Consider the following 23249-nt stretch of genomic DNA (forward strand, 5'->3'; position numbering starts at 1 on the left):
GCTCCCTGACCTTTGACGAGAACCCACGAAGCGCTGCCGATTTGACATTTCAAAATCCAAACAAGCTAAAGGCCCGGCCCGGCGAGGTCACGGCGGTACTGCGCCGTATCATCGCCGAGAACGGCTATGACCATCGCTGGTCCTACGCGATCGTCATCGTCTGCTCGTTATTGGTTTCCGGCGCGACCGCCTTCTCGGCCTGGGTCATGGCGCCGATGGTCAATCAGATATTCTACGAGCGGAGCAGCGACGCCGTCTGGTGGATTTGCGCCGGCTTCATGGGCGCCTTCCTCGTGCGCGGCTTCGCCGGCTACGGCCAGGCGGTGATGCTGGCCACGATCGGCAACAATCTGGTCGCCCGCTACCAGAAGCGCAGCTTCGACCAACTGATGAAGCTCGGCGTCAATTTCTTCAACGACACGCGCTCGGGCCGATTGGCGGCGCAGCTGGACGAGAATATCGGCGGCATCCGCGATCTGCTGTCGCTGACATTGATTTCGATCACTCGCGACGCGGTGACGCTGGTCGGCCTGGTCGGCCTCATGGTCTACCAGGATCCGGTGTTGTCGCTGAGCTCGCTGCTGATCGGGCCGCCGCTGATCTGGGCCGTCGTCTACATCACGCGCCGGGTGCGCAAGATCAATCGGGAATCCGTGCTGATCAATTCTCGGCTGAGCGGGTCGGTGCAGGAGGCCACCCAAGGCATCGCCATCGTCAAGGCCTTCACCCTGGAGGACGAGCTTAAGCGCCGCATCGGCAGCATGGCCGATACGGCCGAGCAGCGCAGCAACAAGATTGCCCGCGTCTCCGAGCGGCTGTCGCCGATTTCGGACATGCTGGCCGGCCTCGCCGTGACCGCCGTCATCGCTTATTCCGGCTATCGGGCATTGTATCTCGGTCAGCCGCCGGGCGCGGTCTTTTCCTTCATCACCGCGCTGATCTTGGCCTATGATCCGGCGCGGCGGCTGGCGCGCATGCAGGTGGCGATGGAACGCGCGCTGGTCAACGCGCGCATGATCTATGAATTGCTCGACCTCGAGCCGAAACAAAGCGACGCGCCCGACGCCGCCGAAGCGAAGATCATTTCCGGCGAAGTGACCTTCAACAATGTGACGTTCGGCTATAGCGCCGACATGCCGGTGCTGAGGGATCTGAGCTTTACCGCCGCCGCCGGCAAGGTGACGGCGATCGTCGGCGCTTCGGGCGCCGGCAAGTCGACGCTGGTGGCGCTCTTGCAGCGCTTCTATGACGTCGACGAGGGCAGCATCGAGGTGGACGGCCAGGACATCTCGAAGGTGACGAAGCGGTCGCTGCGCCAATCGATCGCCTATGTCTCGCAGGCGCCGTATCTCTTCGAAGGCACGATCCGCGACAACATTCGCTACGGCCGGCTCTCGGCCACCGACGCGGAGATCGAGCAGGCGGCGAAACAGGCCGCCGCCGACGAGTTCATCCGCCAGCAGCCGCAAGGCTACGACACGCCGGTCGGCGAAGGCGGCTCGACGCTTTCCGGCGGTCAGCGCCAGCGCGTCTCGATCGCCCGTGCCATCGTGCGCCAGGCGCCGATCCTGCTGCTCGACGAGGCTACGTCGGCGCTCGACAACGAGGCCGAAGCGCGCGTCCAGGAAGCGCTCACCCATGTCATGGAAGGCCGCACCACCATCGTCATTGCGCATCGGCTGTCGACCGTGGTCAATGCCGACCGCATCATCGTGCTGGAAGAGGGACGGCTGGTTGAGGAAGGCACACACGCCTCGCTGATGGCCGACCCGCACAGCGTCTATGCCCGCTTCCACCGGGTGCAGGGCAAGAAGGGGCTAGGGCTTGTCGATGACGCCAAGACAACCCAAACTCCTCTGCCGCGCACGCGCGCGAAGAAGACCGTCGGGAGAAGCGCATGAGCGAAACGGGCGATATGGGCCTGGTGGTGGTGGGCGCCGCCGGCCGGATGGGTCAGACGCTGATCCGCGCCATCCACTCCATTCCCGGCGCGTGCGTTGCCGGTGCCGTCGAGCGGCCGGGTTCACCGCATCTCGGCAAGGATGCCGGAGAGCTCGCCGGCATCGGCAGCATCAATGTGCCGATCGCCGACGACCCGCTGCCGGCCTTCGCCAAGGCCGACGGCGTGCTCGATTTCACGGCCCCGGGCGCAAGCGTCGAATTCGCCGGCTATGCCGCGCAGGCGCGCATCGTCCATGTCATCGGCACGACCGGCTGTTCGGCCGATGACGATGCGAAGATCGCCGCGGCGGCGCGCCACGCGACCATCATCAAATCCGGCAATATGAGCCTCGGCGTCAATCTTTTGGCGGTGCTGGTGGAGCAGGCGGCGCGCGCGCTCGATGCGCAGGATTTCGACATCGAGATCCTGGAGATGCACCACAGGCACAAGGTCGACGCGCCGTCCGGCACGGCGCTGCTGCTCGGCGGAGCGGCGGCCAAAGGACGAGAGATCGCGCTCAATGACAACAGCGTGCGTGTGCGCGACGGCCATACCGGCGTCCGCAAGGCCGGCACGATCGGCTTCGCCAGCTTGCGCGGCGGGTCGGTGGTCGGCGAGCACAGCGTGATCCTGGCCGGCACCGGCGAGCGCATCACGCTCGCCCACCAGGCCGAGGACCGGGCGATCTTTGCCCGCGGCGCGGTCAAGGCGGCGCTCTGGGGCCGAGGCAAGAAGCCGGGCCTCTATTCCATGCGGGACGTGCTCGGCCTGGGCTGAGGCGGTTTTTTCTGCTTTTCTTCCGCAATTCCGGGTTGAAAACCGCTACACACTTTTCCTGGAATTGCTCAAATCCAACCACGTATCAGGAGCAAACATGTCGGGAACTCTCGTGCTCGTGCGCCACGGCCAGAGCGAATGGAACCTGAAGAACCTGTTCACCGGCTGGCGCGATGTCGACCTCACCGACCAGGGCAATGCGGAGGCGCTTGCCGCCGGCGAGAAGCTCAAGGCGCGCGGGCTGAAATTCGACATCGCTTACACCTCGGCGCTGAAGCGGGCGCAGAAGACCTGCCAGCACATTCTCGACGTGGTCGGCCAAAGCAAGCTCGAGACCGTCCGCGACCAGGCGCTCAACGAACGCGACTATGGCGATCTCTCCGGCCTCAACAAGGATGACGCGCGCAAGAAGTGGGGCGAGGAGCAGGTGCATATCTGGCGCCGCTCCTACGACGTATCGCCTCCCGGCGGCGAAAGCCTGAAGGACACCGGCGCGCGTGTCTGGCCCTATTACCTGCACGACGTGCAGCCGCATGTGCTGCGCGGCGAGACGGTGCTGGTCGCCGCGCACGGCAATTCGCTGCGGGCGCTGATCATGGCGCTGGACGGCAAGTCGGGCGAAGAGATCGTCAAGCTGGAGCTCGGCACCGGCGTGCCGGTGATCTACAAGCTCAACGCCGATTCCACCGTGGCAAAGAAGGAAGTGCTGGAGGGGTGAGGGATTCCATTGTTCCGGCCCCGCTCGGAACGGGTGGCCGTCTCGGGACAACCGCTTCAGGCTGGAATTCCGTCTCGCCGTTAACTGACCAGCGTCGGCGCCGCCCCTCACCTGCCTGCCGGCATCCTCTCCCCGTATAGTGACGGGGAGAGGGAAGCTCCGGCCGCCGATTTCGCCAATCGCCAGCGTCTCAAGAGGACGCCAACGCCGCGGCCAGCCCCTTCTCCCCGTCCTATACGGGGAGAAGTGCCCGGCAGAGCGATGAGGGGCGGGGCCGACGCCGACAATTGCCGTCCGTGCCTGAAATCAACCCCAGCTGCCCTCTGGTCAGTCTTGAGCTCCTCGAAAAAACCGCGTTGACACGCTTCGTTTGCCCGCTTACATGAGCGCCCACCAGCCCAGATGGCGGAATTGGTAGACGCGCACGGTTCAGGTCCGTGTTCCGCAAGGAGTGGAGGTTCGAGTCCTCTTCTGGGCACCAAATTCCCGTTTCAGACGATCTGACGCGATGAGCAAAAAGCCCGGATTTTCCGGGCTTTTTTGTGCCTGCAACTCGTCTCGGGTTAAACCGTTCCTATCTTGTCTGTTAAGCCGAGGTTCCGTGATGCCCGCGCCGTTCAAGGAGTGGAAGGTTCTGCCGCATGGCAGGCTCTCTCCTGTCGACGACGATATTCTGACGGTGACCGGCGACATACCGATGCCGGTCGGCAACCTGAAACGGCGCATGACCGTGGTGCGATTGCGCGACGGACGGCTCGTCATCTTCAGCGCCATCGCGCTCGATGACGAACAGATGCGCGCGATCGAGGCCTTCGGCCAACCGGCCTTCCTGATCGTCCCTAACGACCATCACCGGCTCGATGCAAAGCCATGGAAAGATCGCTATCCCACCCTGCAGGTGATTGCACCGGCGGGCGCGCGCAACAGCGTCGAGAAGGTGGTGCATGTCGATGCGGCACGCGGCGACTTTGGCGATCCCGACGTCAAGCTCGTCACCGTCCCCGGAACCCGTGATCGCGAAGCGGCGCTGCAAATCGTCGGACCGAACGGCACGACGCTCGTTCTCAATGATATCGTCGGCAACATCCGCGGCGCATCCGGTTTTGCCGGCTGGGCATTGCGCATGATGGGATTTGCCGGTGATGAGCCGCGTATACCCTGGCCGGTCAAGCTGACGATGGTCGGCGACAAGGCGGCACTCGCAGCGCAATTGAGACGATGGGCTGACCTGCCGGCGCTCAAGCGCATCCTCGTCTCGCATGGCTCCGTCATTGCCGATGATCCGCAGGGGGCGCTGCGCAAGCTGGCGAGGTCGCTCGGATAGCTGACAGCGTAGCGGCCACCTGCCCTTCCGGCCAGTCCCTGAACAAACCGCTTCAAACCCGCTGCCGCGGACGCTACGGTCGGGTCATGGCCCCCTCCGTCAGCCCGACCATCGCCGCCCGCCGCGACCAGATGTTCCCCGTGCTCGCCAATGCGGACATCGAGCGCATGCGCCGCTTCGGCGTGCCAAGAGCCTACGGCGCCGGCGAGCATATCGTGACGGCCGGCACGGTCTCGCCCGGACTGGTCGTCATCCTGTCGGGCAAGGTCGACATCACGCAGGCCAGCGGTCTTGGCCCGCGCGAGGCGATCATCACCTATGGTCCGGGCAATTTCATCGGCGAGCTGGCGCAGCTTTCGAGCCGGCCGTCGCTCGTCAATGCCGAGGCGACCGAGCCGGTCGAAGCCATCGTCATCCCCTCGCAGCGGCTGCGCGATCTGATGGTGCAGGAGGCGAATCTCGGCGAGCGCGTCATGCGCGCGCTGATCCTGCGCCGTGTCGGCCTGCTCGAGAGCGGCACCAGCGGGCCGATCGTCATCGGCCGTCCCAGCAATGGCGATGTGCTGCGGCTGCAGGGTTTCCTCACCCGCAGCGGCCTGCCGCACCGCGCGCTCGATTCCGACACCGATCCCTGCGCCAAGACGCTGATCGAGCGTTTTCATGTCGATCCGCACCATCTGCCGATCGTGCTCTGTCCCAACGGCAAGCTGCTGCACAATCCCGGCGAAAGCGATCTCGCCCGCTGCGTCGGGCTGCTGCGGCCGCTCGACGCCGGCAAGATCTACGACGTTGCCATCGTCGGCGCTGGGCCGGCGGGATTGGCGGCCGCGGTCTATGCGGCCTCCGAGGGGCTGTCGACCATCGTGCTCGACTGCCGCGCCTTCGGCGGGCAGGCGGGGGCATCCTCGCGCATCGAGAACTATCTCGGCTTTCCGACCGGCATTACGGGCATGGCGCTGATGGCGCGCGCCTACAACCAGGCGCAGAAGTTCGGGGTCGAGATGGTGATCCCCGATGAAGCCAAATTGCTCGGCGCCGCCGACAACATGGCCGGCTACCGGCTGGACGTTGGCGACGGCGAGACCCTGCGCGCGCGCACCGTGGTGATCGCCAGCGGCGCGCGCTACCGTCGCCTCGACATCGCCAATATCGCGCAGTTCGAGGGCACGTCTGTGCATTACTGGGCCTCGCCGATCGAAGCACGGCTCTGCCGGGACCAGGAAGTGGCGCTGGTCGGCGCCGGCAACTCGGCCGGCCAGGCGGCCGTCTTTCTCGCCAGCCAGGTGCGCAAGGTGACGCTGTTGGCGCGGCGCGACAGCCTTGACGCCACCATGTCGCGCTATCTGGTCGAGCGGATCGTGGCGCAGCCGAACATCGAGGTGCTGACGGAAACCGAGGTCGAGGCGCTCGACGGCCATGACGGCAACCTCGACCAGCTGTGCTGGCGCAACCGGGTCACCGGCGTGGCGACGACGCGGACCATCCACCACCTCTTCCTGTTCATCGGCGCCGACCCGAACACCGACTGGCTGGCGCGCTGCGACGTGGCGCTCGACGCTAAGGGCTTCGTGCGCACCGGACCGGATGTGGCGCCGGGACACGGCCCGATGGAGACGAGCCGCAGCGGCGTGTTCGCCATCGGCGATGTGCGCTGCGGCTCGACCAAGCGTGTCGCGGCCGCCGTCGGCGAAGGCGCTCAGGTGGTGGCGGCGCTGCATGCCTATCTTGCGCGCAACGGCGGGCGTGCTGCTCAGCCCGAAAGGAGACCCTGATGGACGAATGCAGGCATACGGACGACATAAAGGATGTGGTGCCGAGCGCCCTCGGCTGCGAGGAATGCCTGAAGAGCGGCTCCTGGTGGGTGCATCTCAGACTCTGCCGCACCTGCGGCCATGTCGGCTGCTGCGACGACTCGCCCAACCGCCACGCCACCAAGCATTTCCACGCCACTCAGCATCCGGTCATCGAAGGCTACGATCCGCCCGAAGGCTGGGGCTGGTGCTATGTCGACGAGGTGTTCATCGACCTCGGCGACCGCACGACGGCGCAGAACGGCCCGATCCCGCGCTTTGTCTAGCGTGCACGGAATACCGCGAGCCTCTTGCCGGGTCGCCTACTTCACCGAGCTGGTGACGGTCCGGTCGATGACGACGTGATCGCGGTCGTTGCCGGCAAGCGCGCCGATGATCAGCAGGCTGACGATGATCGGGACGAACAGGATCGCCACACGCGCCTGCACGTAGAAGATGGCGCGCCATTCATTGCGCTTTTCGGGGCTGTCGTTCATCGCGCTCACTCTGTCCTGCCTCCCGAAGCGGGACATAGTAGCGAAGCGTTAAGCAACCTTTTCCGCAAACGTTAACCGGCGGATTTCGAACCGGCCAACCGTCAATCGGATCAGGCAATCGGCAACGCGAACAGCCGGCCGCCGGAAGGCACGACGTCGTCGATGCCGGCGAGCCGCAGGCAGTGCCAGGCCATCGCGTGGTTGGACGAGGTGACGGGAATGCCGATGCGCTGCTCCAGTTCCGCCACCGCCTCGGCGACGCGCAGGCTGGTGCAGGAGATGAAGATCGCGTCCACGCCGGGCGCCGCCGCCATGCGCTCGGCCGCGGCCTCGATCGAGGCGAGCGAGATGCGGGCCGCCTCGCGGTCGTCGCGCCGGTCGAAAGTGGCGACGGCGGCAATGTCGAGGCCGCGTCCGGTGAAATAGGTGACGAGGCCCTGGTTGATCTCGGGGGCATAAGGCGTCAGCAGGCCGATGCCCTTGGCGCCGAGCGCCTTGAAGGCGGCAAGCGCGCCCGTCACCGGCGTGGTGCAGGCGACGCCCGGCCGCGCCTTCCTGATCTCGGCGAAGACGGCTTCCTCGCCGAGCGTCATGGTGGCCGAGGTGCAGCCGAAGCCGACGACGTCGAGCGGGATGCTGGGCAGGATGAGGTCGACGGTCGGCGCGATGCGCGGGCCGATGGCGCGCAGCGTGTCGGGGGTGATGTCGTTGTCGTTGAAGAGGCGGGCCTCGTAGAAGGCGACGCCCGGAATGCGCACCAACGCGCGGAACTCATGCTCCAGCGTCTGGTCGGTGGCGAGGATCGCAAGCCCGATCGCCGCGCGCGAGGCAAGGCCGCCGTCGAGTTCGGACGGCAGCACGCCCAGATCGACCGGCTTGGGATCGACCGGTCCCGAAGATTGAGGGCGGGTAGCAGCCGCGCTGATAGACATGGCATTCCCTTTCTTGGCCGATCCCCCGGGATCATGCTCTCAATTCAAAAGACCGTCCATCGAGATGGCCGGTTTGCGGCCGGCGATCAGGTCGGCGGTGATGCGCGCCGAGCCATGCGACATGGTCCAGCCGATATGGCCGTGCCCGGTGTTGAGATAGAGATTGCCGAGGCGGCGGCACCCGAATTCGGGCAGATTGTTCGGCGTCATCGGCCTCAAGCCCGCCCACATCTCGGCGCGGTCATAGTCGGCGCCCTCGGGATAAAGCTCCTGCGTCACGCCCTTCATGAAGGCGAAATCGGCCGGCCTGTGGCTGGTGTCGTAGCCGGCGAATTCCGCCGTCGCGGTGACGCGCAGCCGGTCACCGAAGCGCGACACGGCGACCAGATTGTGCTCGTCGATCGCCGCTATGGTCGGCGGCCGAGGCCGGTTGCCGATCGGAATAGTCAGCGAATAACCCTTGATCGGGTAGATCGGCAGGCTGATACCGACCGTCTTCGCGATCAGCGGGCTGTAGGAGCCGAGCGCCAGCACATAGGCGTCGCCCTTGACGCTGCCCTTGTCGGTCAGCACCTGTGCCACGCCATCGCCCGAGGTCTCGATGCCGATGATGGTCGTGCCGGTGCGGATTTCGCCGCCGCGCTCGGCGACCTTCGCCGCGAGCGCCCGGGTGAATTTGGCCGGGTCACCGGTCTCATCGGTCGGGCAATGGATGCCGCCGGCGATCTCCCGCGCGGAAGCCAGCGACGGGTCGAGCGCGACGATGGCGTCGCGGTCGAGCACCTTGATCAGCTGGCCGTCTGATTCAAGCAGCCGCATATGCTCGACGCCTTTATCGAGCGCCTGCTGGCTGCGATAGAAATAGAGAATGCCGCGACCGTTGCGGTCGTAGTCGATCTGCTCGTCGGCAATCACCTCGTGCAGCACGCTCTGCGAATAGACGGCAAGCCGATGCTTGAGCAGCGTGTTGCGCCTGGCCTTCTCGGCCGTGCATTCCATCAGGAACAGCCACGACCAGCTGTAAAGCCTCGGATCGGCCGACAGCTTGAAGCGCAGCGCCTGGTCCTTCAGCACCAGCGATTTCAACAGGATTAATGGCGCCCTGGGCGACGACCAGACGAAGGAATGTCCCGGCGCGATCATGCCGGCATTGCCCCAGCTGGTCTCGGCGGCGACTTGGCTCTGGCGCTCGAGGACGACGACCTCGTGCCCGTCCTTCTGCAGCTGATAGGCGGTGGTGACACCGACAACGCCGCCACCCAACACGATCACGCGCATCACGCCTCCGGAGATCGCATGTTGGCAGGCAGTTTAGTCGGTGGATTGCGGTCTGCAATGGCACAGGCACCGAGATGTCGGCGGGACAGCGCCCCTCTCTGGCCTGTCGGCGATCTCCCCCTCAAGGGGGCAGATCAGATGTCACGGCGGCTTTCGCAAATTACCGGCGTTGCAGCAAGGGTGAGGCGATGAAACAGCCAATCTCCCCCCTCGTGGGGGAGATGTCCGGCAGGACAGAGGGGGGCGCGAAGGATCACAACGATTGATCCTCGAAGGCACTCACCCCCGCAACGCCTGCTCCAGATCCGCGATCAGATCATCGCCATCCTCGATACCGGCCGACAGCCGCACCAGCGAATCCGATATCCCGATCGCCCCGCGCTTCTCCGCGGGGATCGAGCCGTGCGTCATCAGCGCCGGATGCTCGATCAGGCTTTCGACGCCGCCGAGGCTTTCGGCGAGCGTGAAAAGCTGCGTGCGTTCGAGGAAGCGTTTGGTGCCGGCGAGGTCGCGGTCGAGGTCGACCGAGATCATGCCGCCGAAGGCGTGCATCTGGCGCTTGGCGATCTCGTGCTGCGGGTGGCTCGCCAGCCCGGGGTAGATGACCCGGCGCACGTCCTTGCGGGCTTCCAGCCACTGCGCGATCTTCAGGCCGTTGGCGGAATGGCGCTCCATCCGAAGCGCCAGCGTCTTGATGCCGCGCAGCGCCAGAAAACTGTCGAACGGGCCGGAAATGGCGCCGATGGCGTTCTGCAGGAATTTCAGCCGATCGGCCAAATCCTTGTCGTCGCCGACGACCGCCACGCCGCCGACCATGTCGGAATGTCCGTTCAAGTATTTCGTCGTCGAGTGGACGACGATGTCGATGCCGAGCTCCAGCGGCCGCTGGATGTAGGGGCTGGCAAAAGTGTTGTCGGCGACAGTCAGCAGGCCTTTGCGCTTGGCCAAAGCCGCGACGCCTTCGAGGTCGACGACGCGCAGCAACGGGTTGGTCGGCGTCTCGACCCAGAGCAGTTTTGTCTCCGGGCGGATCGCTCTCTCGACGGCGGCGAGATCGGTGAAATCGGCGAAGCTGACCTGCAGGCCGGCGGAACGCTTGCGCACCCGCTCCATCAGCCGGAACGAGCCGCCATAGATGTCGTCGGTGGCCACCACATGGGCACCGGCGTCGAACAGCTCCAACACCGTGGCGATCGCGGCCAGGCCTGAGGCGAAGGCGAAGGCCGCGGTGCCGCTTTCGAGATCGGCGACGGCCCGTTCGAAGGCGAAGCGCGTCGGGTTCTGACTGCGGGCATACTCAAAACCCTTGTGCACGCCGGGCGACTGCTGGCCGTAGGTGGAGGTGGCGTAGATCGGCACCATCACGGCGCCGGTCAGCGGATCGTGGCTCTGGCCGCCATGGATGGCGCGGGTGGAAAAGGCCAGGCGGTTCTTGCCGGTCGAAGTCATTTTGCGCGGCGCCTCAGATGGTTGATCAGGTCGATACGGGTTATCAGGCCGATGAATTCGTCGCCCTCGAAGACGATGGCGACCTCGTTGCGGTCGAAGACGGGGAGCAGCGCGTCGAGCGTCTGGCTGGCCTGCAGCGTGTGCAGGTTCGAGGTCATGGCCGTGCGCACCGGGGCGTTGAAGCGATCCCAGCGGCCGTCATAGGGGCCGTCGACCTTGGCCAGGATATCGCTTTCGTCGACGATGCCGACGAGCTTGCCGTCCTCCAGCACCGGGAGCTGCGAGACATCGGAGCGGCGCATGCGGCCGTAGGCGTTGAGCAGGGTTTCCTCGGGACCAACGGTCACGATGTCACCAGTGCGCGGCGAGCGCATGACGAGGTCGCGCAGGTCGCCGTGCTGCTCCTGGTCGGCCAAGCCCTGCTCGGCGAGCCAGATGTCGTCGAAGACCTTCGACAGATATTTGTTGCCGCTGTCGCAGACCAGGGTGACCACACGTTTGCCCGTCGTCTGATCGCGGCAGTAGCGCAGTGCCGCCGACAGAAGCGTGCCGGAGGACGAGCCGGCCAGGATGCCTTCCTTGGACAGCAGGTCGCGCACCGCCAGCATGCTCTGCTTGTCGGGGATGGAATAGGCTTTCTTGACCAGCGACAGATCGGCATTGGGCGGCACGAAATCCTCGCCGATGCCTTCGACGGTCCAGCTGCCGGCCTCTGTCATCTTGCCGGTCTTGATCAACGGCGCCAGCACCGAGCCGACCGGATCGGCAAGCACCATCTCGGTCTTCGGCGAATGCTTCGCGAAAAAGCGGCCGACACCGGTGAGCGTGCCGCCGGAACCGACGCCGACCACCACCGCGTCGACATCGCCTTCGAGTTGCGAAAAGATTTCCGGGCCGGTGGTGCTTTCGTGCGCCAGCGGATTGGCGGGATTGGCGAACTGGTTGGCATAGAAGGCGCCGGGAATTTCGGCGGCGATCTTCTCGGCCATGTCCTGGTAATATTCGGGATGGCCCTTGCCGACATCGGAGCGGGTCATGCGCACCTCGGCGCCCAGAGCGCGCAGATGCTGGATCTTCTCGCGCGACATCTTGTCGGGCACGACGAGGATGATGCGGTAGCCCTTGGGAATGCCGACCTGGGCGAGGCCGAGGCCGGTGTTGCCGGCGGTGGCCTCGACGATGGTGCCGCCGCGCTTCAGCCTGCCATCCTTCTCGGCGGCCGCGATCATCGACAGCGCGATGCGGTCCTTGATCGAGCCACCGGGGTTCTGGCTCTCGAGCTTGATGAACAGCCGGCACTTGCCGGTATCGAATTTGGTGAGCTCGACCACCGGTGTCTGGCCGATCAGGTCGAGCACGGAGGCGTAAGGCGGACGCAACCGCGACAAAGCGCTTTCCGCGCCGTCCGGCGCCGCTTTCCTGTGCACGCTCATCTCGGACCCTCCATGGGAAGCAGTTCCGACGGGATCGGCCGTCACCAGTCTGCGCATGATGGCTGCCGAACTCCATGCCGGGTTCGCAGATCACACGCTGTTGTCTTTTCCAGCCCTTTCCATCCGGAAAGAAGATAGATCGTGCCATTCCGGCGACGAGTGGCGGAATGGAATTTCACGGGCGGCGCAGCACACCGCCTCTAAATGTTGAAAGCCGGCGGGACAGCGCCCCCCTCTGTCCTGCCGGACATCTCCCCCACAAGGGGGGAGATTGGAGCTCGACCCTTGGCGCCCTTGCTTGCAAATGTTGGCGATTGGCGAAAGCCGACGCGACATCTGATCTCCCCACCTGTGGGGGAGATGGCCGGCAGGCCAGAGGGGGCGCCGTAGAGCGCCGACCTCAGCAGAAATTTCACCCCAGCAACTGCTTGCTGAGCTTCGCGCGTTGCGCGCGGATGTAGGGATGGCGTCGATCTCGAAGAGGTGCCCGGCGTCAGCGGTCCGACGGCGGAGTCTGTGCGCGTCGCTTCGACCGTCCAACCGGACGCGCGGCGCCGTCTTGCCGGTCGGATCAAACGCGCGGGCGGTTTGCCCAACGGAGGCCGATCAGCGCCAGTAAATTCCTGATCAGTCGCATCGGCGAGATCCCCGCGCGAAGTCGATCCTTCACCGGAACGCGCGCGCAGTAAAGGAGCAGAAGGAAGCGAAGCAATCGCTTCCTCTTTTACTTGCGCCCCGAGGGCCCCTCCTACTCGGGACTTCCTGCAAAACCGGGTCGGTCTCCATGAAGAATACGCTGGCGCTCGCGGGAGATGTCATGACAAACTGTTTCGCGGCGACTCCAAACGTGTGCCTTTGCCATGGAACCGCCAGACGCTTGCCGCATTTCATGCCTCATTCGGCACTTACGGCGGGTTGTCTATAACGGAGCCCACCCCTAAAAGATGAATAAAACCAACCGCACCGCGCTTGTCGCGGCAACGATCGCGGCTGGCCTGATGGCTGGCGCCTCTTCCGCCTCTTCAGCCGCCGCACAATGCGGCCGCGCTTCCTGGTACGCGCTGCATTCCAGAACCGCCTCCGGCGAGCGCATGAACCCCGCCGCGCTGACTGCAGCGCACCGCAGCTTGCCGTTCGGCACCAAGCTCAGGGTCACCAACAAGAACAACGGCCGCAGCGTCGTCGTGCGCATCAACGATCGCGGCCCGTTCGTCCGGGGCCGCGTGCTCGACCTCTCCCGCGGCGCCGCCACCCAGCTCGGCTTCATCGGCTCGGGCCACACCGCAGTCTGCATGGCGCGCGTTTAACATGTCGGTGTCCGGCAAGAGGGAGCCGGACATATTTCCTACACATTGCGGCAGCGCACAGTGAGCCGGCTCCGCCATACGTGGCGAGTTTTCAACAGTTTGGACCAAAGCAGCATTCGTCACTCCAATTGACGTATTGCATCGCAACAATATCTTGTTAACCTCACTGCGAGACATTCAAGGCTCGGCGCTGCTCGTCGGCCCTTTGGTCGTCAGGCAGCAGCGGGGTTCTTGATGTTCTACCAGCTCTACGAACTGAACCATGCGGCGCTGCAGCCCGCCCGCCTTTACGCAGATGCGGTGCGGTTCTTCTATTCCAACCCGCTCAATCCGGTTTCGCATACGGCGCTCGGCCGCTCGGTCGCGGCAGCCGCGGAACTCTTCGAGCGCACGACGCGCCGCTACGGCAAGCCTGAATTCGGCCTGACCAAGGCGGTGGTCGACTGGAAGAGCGTCGACGTCGCCGAACGAACCGTGTGGTCGAAGCCGTTCTGCAACCTCGTCCGCTTCGAGCGCCAGCTTCCCGCGGGCCGCAAGCCCGATCCGAAGCTACTGATCGTGGCGCCGATGTCCGGCCATTATGCGACGCTGCTGCGCGGCACGGTCGAGGCGATGCTTCCGCACGCCGACGTGCACATCACCGACTGGGTCGACGCCCGCATGGTCCCGCTGTCGCAGGGCAGCTTCGATCTCGACGACTATATCGACTATGTCATCGAGATGTTCCACGCGCTGGGTCCCGATACCCATGTGATGGCAGTCTGCCAGCCCTCGGTGCCGGTGCTGGCGGCGGTGGCGCTGATGGAAAAGCGCGGCGACCCCTTCGTGCCGTCGACCATGACGCTGATGGGCGGGCCGATCGATACCCGCCGCAATCCGACCGCGGTCAATCTGCTCGCCGGGCAAAAGGGCACCGACTGGTTTCGCGAGAACGTCATCATGCAGGCGCCCTGGCCGGTGCCCGGATTCGGCCGCGATGTCTATCCCGGCTTCCTGCAGCTTTCGGGCTTCATGAGCATGAATCTCGATCGCCACATCATCGCCCACAAGGACTTCTTCATGCACCTTGTGAAAAACGACGGCGACAGCGCCGAGAAGCACCGTGACTTCTATGACGAATATCTGGCGGTGATGGACCTGACGGCGGAGTTCTACCTGCAGACGGTCGATACGGTGTTCGTCCGCCACGCCTTGCCGAAGGGCGAGATGACGCATCGCGGCGAGGCCGTCGATCCCCAGGCGATCCGCAACGTCGCGCTGTTCACCGTCGAGGGCGAGAACGACGACATTTCCGGGCTCGGCCAGACCCAGGCCGCGCATGAGCTTTGCGTGAACATTCCGGCCGACCGGCAGGCCCACTACATGCAGCCGGCCGTCGGCCATTACGGCGTCTTCAACGGCTCGCGGTTCCGGTCGGAGATCGTGCCGCGCATTCTGGACTTCATCTCCAGCTACGGCCGCCAGACCCGCCTGGCGGCGAAGCCGAAGCTGGTCCGTTCCGCCAAGAGCTGAGCGGGAAGCTGACGCGGCTCGGCGCCGCTCAAAGCGCGTGACCTTTCCGTGCAACCAATGTTCAGGGCTGACCGGCGACGGGCGGGTTCTTGAGTCGTCCCAGGCCGCTGTTGCCAAACTGCCGCTATGCGGGCCTGGCGGGTAACCATGCCACCAAACTAGCCGTTGTCTTCAATTGACACGGACTGTAAATCCCCCTTAACGTTTCGTTAATAAACAAGGGCGGACCCCGGGGGACAATGACTTCCTCACCGATGGCGCGGATGCTGCGTTTGTGTGCAGTCGCAGGGCTGGCGATCTCGGCCCACTGGGCGGTTCCGGCATGGGCTGCCGGCGCCATGGCCACCGGCGGCCTGACCTCGCAGCCGATCGGACATTATGATTTCTGCAAGACGCATCCGAGCGAATGCAACATTCGCCCGGCCAATCTCGCGCCGGCCAAGCTGACCGATGCTCTGTGGCGCAAGCTGATCAACGTGACCGCCAGGGTCAACGCCGCCGTCAAGCCGATGAGCGATCTCGACAATTACGGCAAGGACGAGGTCTGGACCTATCCGGACAACGGCTTTGGCGACTGCGAGGACTATGTGCTGGAGAAGCGGCGCCAGCTCTACCGCATGGGCATCTCGCTTGCGGATCTCTTGATCACCGTAGTGCGCAAGCCCGACGGCGAAGGCCATTCCGTGCTGACGGTGCGCACCGACAAGGGTGACTACATCCTCGACAATTTGACCGACAAGGTCCAAGCCTGGGACGAGACCGGCTACCGTTATCTCAAGCGCCAGGCGATCGACAACACCGGCCGCTGGGTGTCGATCCGCGATGGCCAGCAGCTGCTGGTCGGCTCGGTGCAGTAGATCTCGGGACCTACCTTCTCAGCGCCGCACGAATCGACGCGCTGAGGCGGCGCAGCTCCGCCTCGTCCAGCTTCTCGATGCTCTCGGCCAGAAGATTGGCCAGTTCGGTCGCGGCCGGCGACAGGCCCGACGTATCGATCCTGACCCGTGGATGCGAGGTTTCGGCGAGGCGGGCAAGGTCCTCGGCGTCGTCCCAGATGATGTTGAAATAGCCGATGATCTTCTGGATCAGCGTCCAGGTCGGCGCGCCGCGGCGGCCATGCTCGAGCGCCGACAGATAGGCGGCGCTGACGCCGATGGCCTGCGCCATCGCCTTCTGGCTGACGCCGCGCTCGGCGCGCAGCGCCCTCAGCCTTTCGCCGAACGGGGTCACTGTTGCGTCCTCATGGCTGGCGTCCTCATGCGCGCGTCCGCCTGAGCCGCACATAGAGCGCGCCCGAGCCGCCATGGTTGCGGGCGGCGTGATCGTGGCTCGAGACCAGGTGCCGGAAAGCCGGGGTCGACAGCCAGTGCGGCACCGAGCGGCGCAGGATGCCGTCGCCGCCGGACGACGAGCCCTTGCCGGTGATGACCAGCACATAGCGGATACCGCCGGCATGGGCGCGGTGCAGGAAGGTGAGGAGCAGCGAATAGGCCTCGTCCTGCGTCATGCCGTGCAGATCGACTCTGCCCTCGATCGGCAGCCGGCCTTTTTTCAGTTTCTCGTGGGTCTGGTCGTCAAGCGAATGCGCGACGTGCTGCGGCTTCGGCTTCGCGGCAGCGGCGGGAACGCCATTGGCGGGCGTGGGCGCCGGCGCCGGCGTCGGCTCGACAATATCGGGAATCTCGACCGCGGCCTTGCCTTTGAGGGGCCGCGTCGTGCGCGCCACCAGGTTCCAGAGGATGCGATCGTCGTCGCTCAGCGTGTCGTGGCGGCGGTTCACGCGTACCCCCTGTCGACCAGCCCGCGCGGAACCAGCGCATAAAAGTCGGCGGCGTTGCGCACGACGCCGGCGATCTCGCCCGCGGCATCGCCCGAGCCGGCGAAGAGATCGCCTCGCGCCGCTCCGGTGATGGCCGAGCCGGTGTCCTGTGCGATCATCAGCCGCCGGAACGGTTTTCCGCCGAAGGCGGTGAGCGTCGGCGCAACGATATGGAAGGGCGTGCCGAAGGTGTGCAGCAGCCGGTCGACGGCGACCGAGCGGCCGGGCGTCAGCGGCACCTTGGCGGCGGCAATGGGACCGAGCTCCGGGTCGTCGACCGGCGCCTCACGAAAGAAGATGTAGGAGCGGTTCTGCCAGAGGATCTCGTCGACCCGCTCAGGATGCGCCTTGAACCAGGCGCGGATCGACTGCATCGTCACTTTTTCCAGCGGGATTTCGCCGGCCTCGCTCAAGATCCTGCCCGGCCCGGTGAAGCGCTGGCCGGATTTTGCGGCATAGGTGACGCGGGAGAGCCGACCATCGGCCATCTTCAGCCGCGCCGCTCCCTGCACATGGATGAAGAAGGCATCGACCTTGTCGGCGAGCCAGGCAATCTCGAGGTTCCGCCCGGACAGCGCGCCGCGCTCGATGGCGCCGCGATCGAAATATTCGACCGGACCTGTCGTCGTCGCGCGCGCGAAGGCGAGATAGGGATCCATCCCGAGGGGCCGATTTTTATCGTCGATGTCGACCAGATCGGCGGGACGGGAGAGCAGCGGCACCGTGAACCGCTCCGTCCTCACCGGCGAGGCCTGGACCTCGGGCTCGTAGAAGCCGGTGACGAGGCCGGCGCCGCCGCTTTCGGCCGCCACCAAAGCGGGAGCGAAATGGCGCTCGAAGAAGGACCGCGCCTCCGACCGATTCGCCGGCGAAACGGAGCGCGCCTCAGCATAGGCCCAGGCGAAAGCGGCGAACGCGACGCCGAGCGAGCCTGTTCGATAGGGCTTGGTCAGGACGTGGCAAGCCGAACGTTTGAACGCCGCGAAGGCGGCGAGGTGATCATCCTCGTCCCAGCCGGGCAGGTCGCCGAAGGATTTTTCCTTGAATGCCGAAGACAGCGACATGACAGCCGCCACTAGAGCCGGATGATTTCAGGCCGGATCGACCTGAAATCTGAATCCGGCTCCAAATTGAAGAGATGGAGCATGATGGCGTCCGAAAACCGCTCCACACTTTTCGGCATCATGCTCTAGGTCAATCTTCTTCTTCCGTGGCGACCAGCTTCCAGTTCGGATCGCGCGACCGGGTATCGCGGAAGAAGGTCCAGACGTCCTTGACCTCGGCGACTTTTTCCGGATCGCCGTCGATGACGGCGCCGACCTTGTCGCGGGTCGCCGAGATCAGCTCGCTGACGATGCGCAGCGTGATATGCGCCTCGGTGCCCTTCATCTCGGCGGCGACGACATCGACCTTGTCGATGCCGACGAAGGAAGACTGGATCTTTTCCGCTTTCGCCTCGCGCTCGCCGATCGCGGCGACGAAGCTGTCATAGACCTCGCGCGACAACAGGTTCTTCAGCGTTTTGCGGTCGCCGTCGGCAAAGGCCATGACGATCATCTCGTAGGCCATCTTGGCGCCATCGATAAAGGTCTTGGGATCGAAGGACGGATCGTTGTCCTTGATCGCGCGCAGGCCCTTGTTGAGATCGCTGTCCGGCTTGGCGAAAGCGTCGATCGCGGCATAGGTCTCCGCCGCCGGTTCCCCCGGCATGCGCTTGCGCGGCAGCGACACCACATTCTCGGACTTCTGCGCCGCATCCTGCTCGCGCGTGCGGCTTGCCGAATAAGGATCGAAGGGCGGGCGTTCGTTTCCGGTGCGACGGCCCAGCACGTTGCGAAGCTGGAAGAAGATCACAACCGCCGCAATCAAAAAGAAAATCGTGCCGAAGTCGAAGAAACCCATATCTTCCGCCAATTCGATCCCTGTCCAGGCCGGACCACCAGAGCCCCTAGAATGGCGGCGGTCGCATAGCGTTCATTACCCAAAGCATATAGAACGGCGGGCGTAATCATTCAAATCAAAGCCAGCCATACCTATCTAAAGGTCCCAGTGCCAGCGGCGATTTCCCGCGAGGCCCGCAAAAGAAGAAAGCGACCGGTCTCAATTTGCGCATTTCGTTCATTCCCCTGTTCCTGCTCCTGCTGCCGCTTCTGGAGATCGCCGGCTTCGTCATCGTCGGCCGCGAAGTCGGCGCTTTGGCGACGATCGGGCTCGTCATCCTCTCCACCATTGCCGGCAGCCTCCTGCTTCGGCACCAGGGATTCGGCGTGATGGCGCGGGTGCGGACGGAAATGGATGCCGGGCGCGATCCAAGCCGCCAACTCGCGCATGGCGCGATGATCGTGCTGGCGGCACTCCTGCTCATCATTCCGGGCTTCATCACCGACATTGTCGCCATCCTGCTGCTCCTGCCGCCGGTGCGCGATCTCGCCTGGCGCCTGCTCAAGAACCGCATCGTGATGGCGACCAGCTTCAGCAGCGGCTTTTCGGCCCGCCGCCGCGACAGGGTCATCGATCTCGATGACAGCGACTTTTCGCGCCAGGACGACTACAAGCGCGGGCCGGATCACAATTCCCCTTGGCGGCGGCTGAAAGACGACTAGCTCTCTTCAGGGTCCGCTCGAATAGCTGTCTCATGCGCGCCGTCGCCCCGAAACGGCTGCGCAATTTCAGGCGGCGCGCAAAACTTGTCTTGTCCTGCCGAGCATGATAGCGAACCCCCGATTTCAATCCGGTCAGCAACGCTGCCCAGGCAAAAGGACAAAGGCTAATGGCCAGCAATGATGATGCCGCGGCAGCCGCCGCCAATGGCAACGGCAAACAGGAACAGCCCTCGCTCAACGTACTTGCGCAATATGTGAAGGACCTGTCCTTCGAAAGCCCCGGCGCGCCGAATTCGCTGCGCGGCCGCGACAAGGCCCCGGGCATCGCCATCAATGTCAACGTCAACGCCAACCCGCTTTCGGACAAGCAGTTCGACGTCAATCTGACATTGAACGCCAAGGCCTCCTTCGACCAGGAAGTGCTGTTCAACGTCGAACTGGTCTATGGCGGCGTCTTCGCCATCAGCGGCTTCCCGCAGGAGCACATGCTGCCGATCCTGTTCATCGAATGCCCGCGGCTGCTCTTTCCCTTCGCGCGCCAGATCATCGCGGACGCCACCCGCAACGGCGGCTTCCCGCCGCTGATGCTCGACCCGATCGATTTCGCGCAGATGTTCCAGCAGCGCATCGCCGAGGACCAGGCCGCCAGCAAGGTCCAGGTGAGCTGAGGAGGCTCGCCACCCATCGTATCGAGAGCCCGGCTTCGCGCCGGGTTTTTTGTTGGAGACGTCTGAAATTAGCGACGGCATTCGTTAGGTCGTCATTCTGGGGCGGAGCAAGGAGCGGAGCGACGTTAGAATGCATGCCGTGACGCTAAGGCGTCGCTGCGGTGAAGGAATTCTGCACCGTTGCACTCTGCGCAAGGGTCACGGCATGGATACTCGGGTCAAGCCCGAGTTTGGCGAACGGATGGGCGGTTCGGCTAATCGCGTCGGTTGCCGCCGGGAGCGCCCCGGCTCAACCCGCAGACGCCACCTTCAGCCATAGCGCCTTTTCGCCGAGCGTGCCGACAAGCCCGGCATGCGCCGCCCGATCCGCCTCGGTGAGGCGCGGCGGCAGCGCGATCGGCCTTGCGCCGATCGAGATGTCGATATCGGCGACTTCGCCGCTACCGTTCATCTGCACGGCCACGGTTTCCAGGACCAGCGCCGCCTGTTTGCCGCCGATGAGCTCGATATAGACCTCGGCCAGCAATTCGGAGTCGAGAAGGGCGCCGTGCTTGGTGCGGCGGGTGTTGTCGATGCCGTAGCGGCGGCAAAGCGCGTCCAGCGAGTTCGGACCCATCGGATGCTTGCGGCGCGCGATCGCCAGCGTGTCGACGATGCGGCCGGGATCGATGGCCGGATGACCGAGCCGGCTGTATTCGAGGTTGAGGAAGCCAAGGTCGAAAGTGGCGTTGTGGGCGATCAGCTTGGCGCCGTCGGTGAAGGCCAGCCATTCCTCGGCGATTTCGGCGAAGGTCGGCTTGCCGGCCAGATCCGCCGCGCTGATGCCGTGCACGGCCTGCGCCTCGGCGTGAATGGCGCGGCCTTGCGGATTGATGAACTTGTGGAAGGTGCGGCCGGTCGGGAAACGGTTGACCAGCTCGACGCCGCCGAGCTCGATGATGCGGTCGTCGCGCAAATCGAGGCCGGTGGTTTCGGTATCGAAGATGATCTCACGCATTCGAATCAATCCGCTCTAAAGAGCAGAATCACCAACCGGAACAAAATGGCAATGGGGACTGCTGACAGCGGCCGTCAGGAAGCGTTTTTGCCGGACTTATCCCCGCTCAATTCGCTGACGATGGCTGCCACCGCCGCACGTCCGGCATCAAAACCCTGGCCGGTGTCGACGATGAAATCTGCATGACGGCGTTTCTCGGCGTCAGGCACCTGCTTGGCGAGGATGGAAGCGAATTTATCGTCGCTCATGCCGGGTCTGGCGAGCACGCGGGCGCGCTGGATCTCGGCCGGCGCGGTGACGACCACGACCTTGTCGACCCGGTTGCGGCCGCCGGTCTCGAACAGCAACGGGATGTCGAGCACCGCAATCGGCGCCCCTGCAGCGCGATGCCGGACCAAAAAGGCGTCGGCGTCGGCCCGCACCAGCGGATGGATGATCGCCTCCAGCTTTTTCAGCGCGGCGGGATCACCCAGCACTGTCTCGGCCAGCCTTGCGCGATCGACCACGCCTGCTTTTGTCGTGCCGGGGAAGGCTCGTTCGACCAGGGGTGCTGCCTTGCCGGCATAGAGGCGATGCACGGTCTCGTCGGAATCATGCACCGGAACGCCGGCCTCGGCGAACATCTTTGCCGTGGTCGACTTGCCCATGCCGATCGATCCGGTGAGGCCGAGCACGATCATGTCAATGCGCTTCGATGTCGGCGACGATCATGCGCCGCAATTGCGGCGTCACCTCAGGTCGCTTGCCGAACCAGCGCTCGAAGCCGGGCACGGCCTGGTGCAGCAGCATGCCGAGGCCATCGACCGTCTTCAGACCGCGCGCCCTGGCGGCAGCAAGCAGCGGCGTGTCCAGCGGCACATAGACGATGTCGGTGACGATGGCGTGGCCGGGCAGACCGGCCGGATCGGCGGCGAGGGTCTCGTTGCCATGCATGCCGAGCGCGGTGGTGTTGATGAGCAGGCCGGCGTCGGAAAGCAATTCGCCGACCGCGCCGGCGCCATGCGCCGAAACCCCGGCGCCGAACCGGTCGGCGAGTTCCTCAGCCCTTGCCAGCGTACGGTTGACGATGCGGATGTCGTTGAGACCTCGGTCCTTCAGGGCGTAGATGACGGCGCGGGAGGCACCGCCCGCGCCCAACACCACGGCCGGACCATTCGCCGCCCAGCCGGGGGCATGTTCATCGAGATTGCCGGCAAAGCCGAGAGCGTCGGTATTGCCGCCCCACAGCACGCCGTCTTCCAGCCACAGCGTGTTGACCGCGCCGATGGCTTCGGCGGCCTCGTCGCGGCGTTCGACCAAGGCGAAGGCTGCTTCCTTGTGCGGGATGGTGACATTGCCGCCGCGATAGCCATTCTCGCCGAGTGATTTCAGGAATGCTGCGAAATCCTCCGGCCGAACGTCGATCGCTTGGTAGCTGCCGTCGATGCCGTATTGCTCCAGCCAGTAGCGGTGGATCTTGGGCGAGCGGGAATGCGCGATCGGGTGGCCGGTGACGAAGGCCCGCTTCTCAACCATCGATCGCTCCCAATGCGCGCAGCTCCTTCAGCACCGGCAACAGCGGCAGGCCGACGATGGTGAAATAGTCGCCCTCGATCCTTTCGAAGAGCTGGATGCCCTCGCCCTCGATCTGGTAGGCGCCGACACTCGCCAGCGCCTTGGCGCCGACGCGCGCCAGGTGGCGGCCGATGAAGGCGGGATCGAGCTTGCGCATGGTGAGGCTGGCGATGCCGACATGGCGCCACAGCACTTCGCCATCGCGGCAGAGCACGGCGGCGCTGTTCAGCTGATGGGTCTTGCCCGACAAGGCCAGGAGATGCCTCCGCGCCCCTTCCATATCGGCCGGCTTGTGGAAGATTTCGTCGCCAAGCGACAGCGTCTGGTCGCAACCGAGCACCAGCGCGCCCGGCCGGCGCTCGCTGACCTCGGTCGCCTTGGCTTCGGCAAGGATCGAAGCGACATCCTCGGGAGACACGCCGCTGTCCTGCAAGGGCGCCTCGAGCGCGCGCTCGTCGACGTCTGCCGGCACCGCCTCGATGTCGAGCCCGGCATTGATAAGCATTGCCTTGCGGAACGGGCTGCCCGAAGCGAGGACGATTTTGCCGGCCATACTGGTTCACCAACGGTTGCGATCCGTCCAGCGCCCGTCACCCGTCTCGGCGCTATGCGCCGAGCCACCTTCTCTCAGGACGGAATGCTCACTTAT

At 64.9% G+C, this 23249-nt stretch carries 24 protein-coding genes and 1 tRNA gene; 12 read left to right on the forward strand and 13 right to left on the reverse strand.

The genetic code is table 11. The annotated features are described in order from the left end of the window. The first annotated feature begins 41 nt into the window (after window positions 1-41). From CK222_RS04360 to CK222_RS04395, 7 genes are all read left to right on the forward strand, one after another. A complete protein-coding gene (locus CK222_RS04360) occupies window positions 42-1901 on the forward strand; it encodes an ABC transporter ATP-binding protein (protein WP_095799538.1) in 1860 nt (619 codons plus the stop codon). Next, entirely contained in the window at window positions 1898-2719 is an 822-nt protein-coding gene (gene dapB / locus CK222_RS04365; RefSeq protein WP_095799539.1) for a 4-hydroxy-tetrahydrodipicolinate reductase, read from the forward strand. The genes CK222_RS04360 and dapB overlap by 4 nt, the downstream gene beginning before the upstream one ends. A gap of 97 nt (window positions 2720-2816) precedes the next feature. Further along, a complete protein-coding gene (locus CK222_RS04370; RefSeq protein ID WP_067003230.1) occupies window positions 2817-3437 on the forward strand; it encodes a 2,3-bisphosphoglycerate-dependent phosphoglycerate mutase in 621 nt (206 codons plus the stop codon). A gap of 396 nt (window positions 3438-3833) precedes the next feature. After that, window positions 3834-3918 (forward strand) — tRNA-Leu (locus tag CK222_RS04380). A gap of 123 nt (window positions 3919-4041) precedes the next feature. Next, on the forward strand, window positions 4042-4761 hold the full coding sequence (locus CK222_RS04385; protein ID WP_095799540.1) for a hypothetical protein: 720 nt from the start codon (window positions 4042-4044) through the stop codon (window positions 4759-4761). An 86-nt stretch (window positions 4762-4847) separates the two neighbouring features. After that, complete coding sequence (locus tag CK222_RS04390; RefSeq protein WP_095799541.1) at window positions 4848-6533, forward strand: cyclic nucleotide-binding domain-containing thioredoxin-disulfide reductase; 1686 nt, start codon at window positions 4848-4850, stop codon at window positions 6531-6533. Beyond that, on the forward strand, window positions 6533-6838 hold the full coding sequence (locus CK222_RS04395; protein ID WP_067003235.1) for a UBP-type zinc finger domain-containing protein: 306 nt from the start codon (window positions 6533-6535) through the stop codon (window positions 6836-6838). Before CK222_RS04390 ends, CK222_RS04395 begins: the two co-directional genes overlap by 1 nt. Before the next feature lie 36 nt (window positions 6839-6874). On the opposite strand, the gene CK222_RS04400 is transcribed toward CK222_RS04395, so the two are convergent. The 5 genes from CK222_RS04400 to CK222_RS04425 all read right to left on the reverse strand — a co-directional run bounded on the left by CK222_RS04400 (window position 6875) and on the right by CK222_RS04425 (window position 12140). Next, complete coding sequence (locus CK222_RS04400) at window positions 6875-7057, reverse strand: hypothetical protein (protein ID WP_164746949.1); 183 nt, start codon at window positions 7055-7057, stop codon at window positions 6875-6877. Between the two features lie 101 nt (window positions 7058-7158). After that, a complete protein-coding gene (locus tag CK222_RS04405; protein ID WP_095799543.1) occupies window positions 7159-7980 on the reverse strand; it encodes an aspartate/glutamate racemase family protein in 822 nt (273 codons plus the stop codon). Window positions 7981-8019: 39 nt separating this feature from the next. After that, the gene (locus CK222_RS04410; protein ID WP_095799544.1) at window positions 8020-9258 is read right to left on the reverse strand and encodes a D-amino acid dehydrogenase; all 1239 of its coding nucleotides are present in this window, start codon (window positions 9256-9258) and stop codon (window positions 8020-8022) included. A 279-nt stretch (window positions 9259-9537) separates the two neighbouring features. Further along, entirely contained in the window at window positions 9538-10707 is a 1170-nt protein-coding gene (locus CK222_RS04420; RefSeq protein WP_095799546.1) for a cystathionine gamma-synthase, read from the reverse strand. Then, window positions 10704-12140, reverse strand: coding sequence for a pyridoxal-phosphate dependent enzyme (locus tag CK222_RS04425; RefSeq protein ID WP_095799547.1), 1437 nt, complete (start codon window positions 12138-12140; stop codon window positions 10704-10706). The genes CK222_RS04420 and CK222_RS04425 overlap by 4 nt, the downstream gene beginning before the upstream one ends. A 944-nt stretch (window positions 12141-13084) precedes the next feature. On the opposite strand from CK222_RS04425, the gene CK222_RS04435 reads away from it, so the two are divergent. From CK222_RS04435 to CK222_RS04445, 3 genes are all read left to right on the forward strand, one after another. After that, window positions 13085-13447, forward strand: coding sequence for a septal ring lytic transglycosylase RlpA family protein (locus tag CK222_RS04435; RefSeq protein WP_066991454.1), 363 nt, complete (start codon window positions 13085-13087; stop codon window positions 13445-13447). Between the two features lie 234 nt (window positions 13448-13681). Further along, window positions 13682-14959, forward strand: a complete 1278-nt coding sequence (locus CK222_RS04440) for a polyhydroxyalkanoate depolymerase (RefSeq protein ID WP_095799548.1) — start codon at window positions 13682-13684, stop codon at window positions 14957-14959. 239 nt (window positions 14960-15198) lie between these two features. Next, the gene (locus CK222_RS04445) at window positions 15199-15816 is read left to right on the forward strand and encodes a transglutaminase-like cysteine peptidase (protein WP_067323497.1); all 618 of its coding nucleotides are present in this window, start codon (window positions 15199-15201) and stop codon (window positions 15814-15816) included. 10 nt (window positions 15817-15826) lie between these two features. Here the strand turns inward: CK222_RS04445 and CK222_RS04450 are convergent, their stop codons facing one another. The 4 genes from CK222_RS04450 to CK222_RS04465 form a co-directional block, all read right to left on the reverse strand. Continuing rightward, window positions 15827-16189: a helix-turn-helix transcriptional regulator gene (locus CK222_RS04450; protein WP_066991880.1), complete on the reverse strand. Its 363-nt coding sequence runs from the start codon at window positions 16187-16189 to the stop codon at window positions 15827-15829. A 25-nt stretch (window positions 16190-16214) separates the two neighbouring features. Then, on the reverse strand, window positions 16215-16739 hold the full coding sequence (locus tag CK222_RS04455; protein ID WP_095799549.1) for a Smr/MutS family protein: 525 nt from the start codon (window positions 16737-16739) through the stop codon (window positions 16215-16217). Further along, window positions 16736-17842: a murein transglycosylase A gene (locus tag CK222_RS04460; RefSeq protein ID WP_095799943.1), complete on the reverse strand. Its 1107-nt coding sequence runs from the start codon at window positions 17840-17842 to the stop codon at window positions 16736-16738. The genes CK222_RS04455 and CK222_RS04460 overlap by 4 nt, the downstream gene beginning before the upstream one ends. Before the next feature lie 130 nt (window positions 17843-17972). Then, on the reverse strand, window positions 17973-18680 hold the full coding sequence (locus tag CK222_RS04465) for a Tim44/TimA family putative adaptor protein (protein ID WP_066991466.1): 708 nt from the start codon (window positions 18678-18680) through the stop codon (window positions 17973-17975). 203 nt (window positions 18681-18883) lie between these two features. Between CK222_RS04465 and CK222_RS04470 the strand changes: the two genes are divergently transcribed. Further along, on the forward strand, window positions 18884-19381 hold the full coding sequence (locus CK222_RS04470) for an FxsA family protein (protein ID WP_067323499.1): 498 nt from the start codon (window positions 18884-18886) through the stop codon (window positions 19379-19381). Window positions 19382-19548: 167 nt separating this feature from the next. After that, the gene (gene secB / locus CK222_RS04475; protein ID WP_067323500.1) at window positions 19549-20049 is read left to right on the forward strand and encodes a protein-export chaperone SecB; all 501 of its coding nucleotides are present in this window, start codon (window positions 19549-19551) and stop codon (window positions 20047-20049) included. Window positions 20050-20338: 289 nt separating this feature from the next. Here secB and dnaQ read toward each other — a convergent pair whose 3' ends face one another. The 4 genes from dnaQ to CK222_RS04495 form a co-directional block, all read right to left on the reverse strand. Continuing rightward, entirely contained in the window at window positions 20339-21046 is a 708-nt protein-coding gene (dnaQ, locus tag CK222_RS04480; protein WP_067323502.1) for a DNA polymerase III subunit epsilon, read from the reverse strand. A gap of 74 nt (window positions 21047-21120) precedes the next feature. Then, the gene (gene coaE / locus CK222_RS04485; RefSeq protein ID WP_095799550.1) at window positions 21121-21726 is read right to left on the reverse strand and encodes a dephospho-CoA kinase; all 606 of its coding nucleotides are present in this window, start codon (window positions 21724-21726) and stop codon (window positions 21121-21123) included. A 1-nt stretch (window position 21727) separates the two neighbouring features. Further along, the gene (locus CK222_RS04490) at window positions 21728-22561 is read right to left on the reverse strand and encodes a shikimate dehydrogenase (protein WP_095799551.1); all 834 of its coding nucleotides are present in this window, start codon (window positions 22559-22561) and stop codon (window positions 21728-21730) included. After that, window positions 22554-23153: a Maf-like protein gene (locus tag CK222_RS04495; RefSeq protein ID WP_067323506.1), complete on the reverse strand. Its 600-nt coding sequence runs from the start codon at window positions 23151-23153 to the stop codon at window positions 22554-22556. Before CK222_RS04495 ends, CK222_RS04490 begins: the two co-directional genes overlap by 8 nt. Between the last annotated feature and the right edge of the window lie 96 nt (window positions 23154-23249).

The sequence above is a fragment of the Mesorhizobium sp. WSM3866 genome, from assembly GCF_002294795.1.
In the GTDB taxonomy this organism is placed as follows: Bacteria; Pseudomonadota; Alphaproteobacteria; order Rhizobiales; family Rhizobiaceae; genus Mesorhizobium.

Excerpts from the sequence above, each read along its gene's own strand:
- dnaQ (WP_067323502.1), bottom strand. The coding sequence starts at position 21,046 with ATGCGTGAGATCATCTTCGATACCGAAACCACCGGCCTCGATTTGCGC.
- dapB (WP_095799539.1), top strand. The coding sequence starts at position 1,898 with ATGAGCGAAACGGGCGATATGGGCCTGGTGGTGGTGGGCGCCGCCGGC.
- CK222_RS04460 (WP_095799943.1), bottom strand. The coding sequence starts at position 17,842 with ATGTCGCTGTCTTCGGCATTCAAGGAAAAATCCTTCGGCGACCTGCCC.
- coaE (WP_095799550.1), bottom strand. The coding sequence starts at position 21,726 with ATGATCGTGCTCGGCCTCACCGGATCGATCGGCATGGGCAAGTCGACC.
- CK222_RS04420 (WP_095799546.1), bottom strand. The coding sequence starts at position 10,707 with ATGACTTCGACCGGCAAGAACCGCCTGGCCTTTTCCACCCGCGCCATC.
- CK222_RS04440 (WP_095799548.1), top strand. The coding sequence starts at position 13,682 with ATGTTCTACCAGCTCTACGAACTGAACCATGCGGCGCTGCAGCCCGCC.
- CK222_RS04445 (WP_067323497.1), top strand. The coding sequence starts at position 15,199 with ATGACTTCCTCACCGATGGCGCGGATGCTGCGTTTGTGTGCAGTCGCA.
- CK222_RS04405 (WP_095799543.1), bottom strand. The coding sequence starts at position 7,980 with ATGTCTATCAGCGCGGCTGCTACCCGCCCTCAATCTTCGGGACCGGTC.
- CK222_RS04465 (WP_066991466.1), bottom strand. The coding sequence starts at position 18,680 with ATGGGTTTCTTCGACTTCGGCACGATTTTCTTTTTGATTGCGGCGGTT.
- CK222_RS04370 (WP_067003230.1), top strand. The coding sequence starts at position 2,817 with ATGTCGGGAACTCTCGTGCTCGTGCGCCACGGCCAGAGCGAATGGAAC.
- CK222_RS04490 (WP_095799551.1), bottom strand. The coding sequence starts at position 22,561 with ATGGTTGAGAAGCGGGCCTTCGTCACCGGCCACCCGATCGCGCATTCC.
- CK222_RS04390 (WP_095799541.1), top strand. The coding sequence starts at position 4,848 with ATGGCCCCCTCCGTCAGCCCGACCATCGCCGCCCGCCGCGACCAGATG.
- CK222_RS04435 (WP_066991454.1), top strand. The coding sequence starts at position 13,085 with ATGAATAAAACCAACCGCACCGCGCTTGTCGCGGCAACGATCGCGGCT.
- CK222_RS04395 (WP_067003235.1), top strand. The coding sequence starts at position 6,533 with ATGGACGAATGCAGGCATACGGACGACATAAAGGATGTGGTGCCGAGC.
- CK222_RS04410 (WP_095799544.1), bottom strand. The coding sequence starts at position 9,258 with ATGCGCGTGATCGTGTTGGGTGGCGGCGTTGTCGGTGTCACCACCGCC.
- CK222_RS04495 (WP_067323506.1), bottom strand. The coding sequence starts at position 23,153 with ATGGCCGGCAAAATCGTCCTCGCTTCGGGCAGCCCGTTCCGCAAGGCA.
- CK222_RS04425 (WP_095799547.1), bottom strand. The coding sequence starts at position 12,140 with ATGAGCGTGCACAGGAAAGCGGCGCCGGACGGCGCGGAAAGCGCTTTG.
- CK222_RS04385 (WP_095799540.1), top strand. The coding sequence starts at position 4,042 with ATGCCCGCGCCGTTCAAGGAGTGGAAGGTTCTGCCGCATGGCAGGCTC.
- secB (WP_067323500.1), top strand. The coding sequence starts at position 19,549 with ATGGCCAGCAATGATGATGCCGCGGCAGCCGCCGCCAATGGCAACGGC.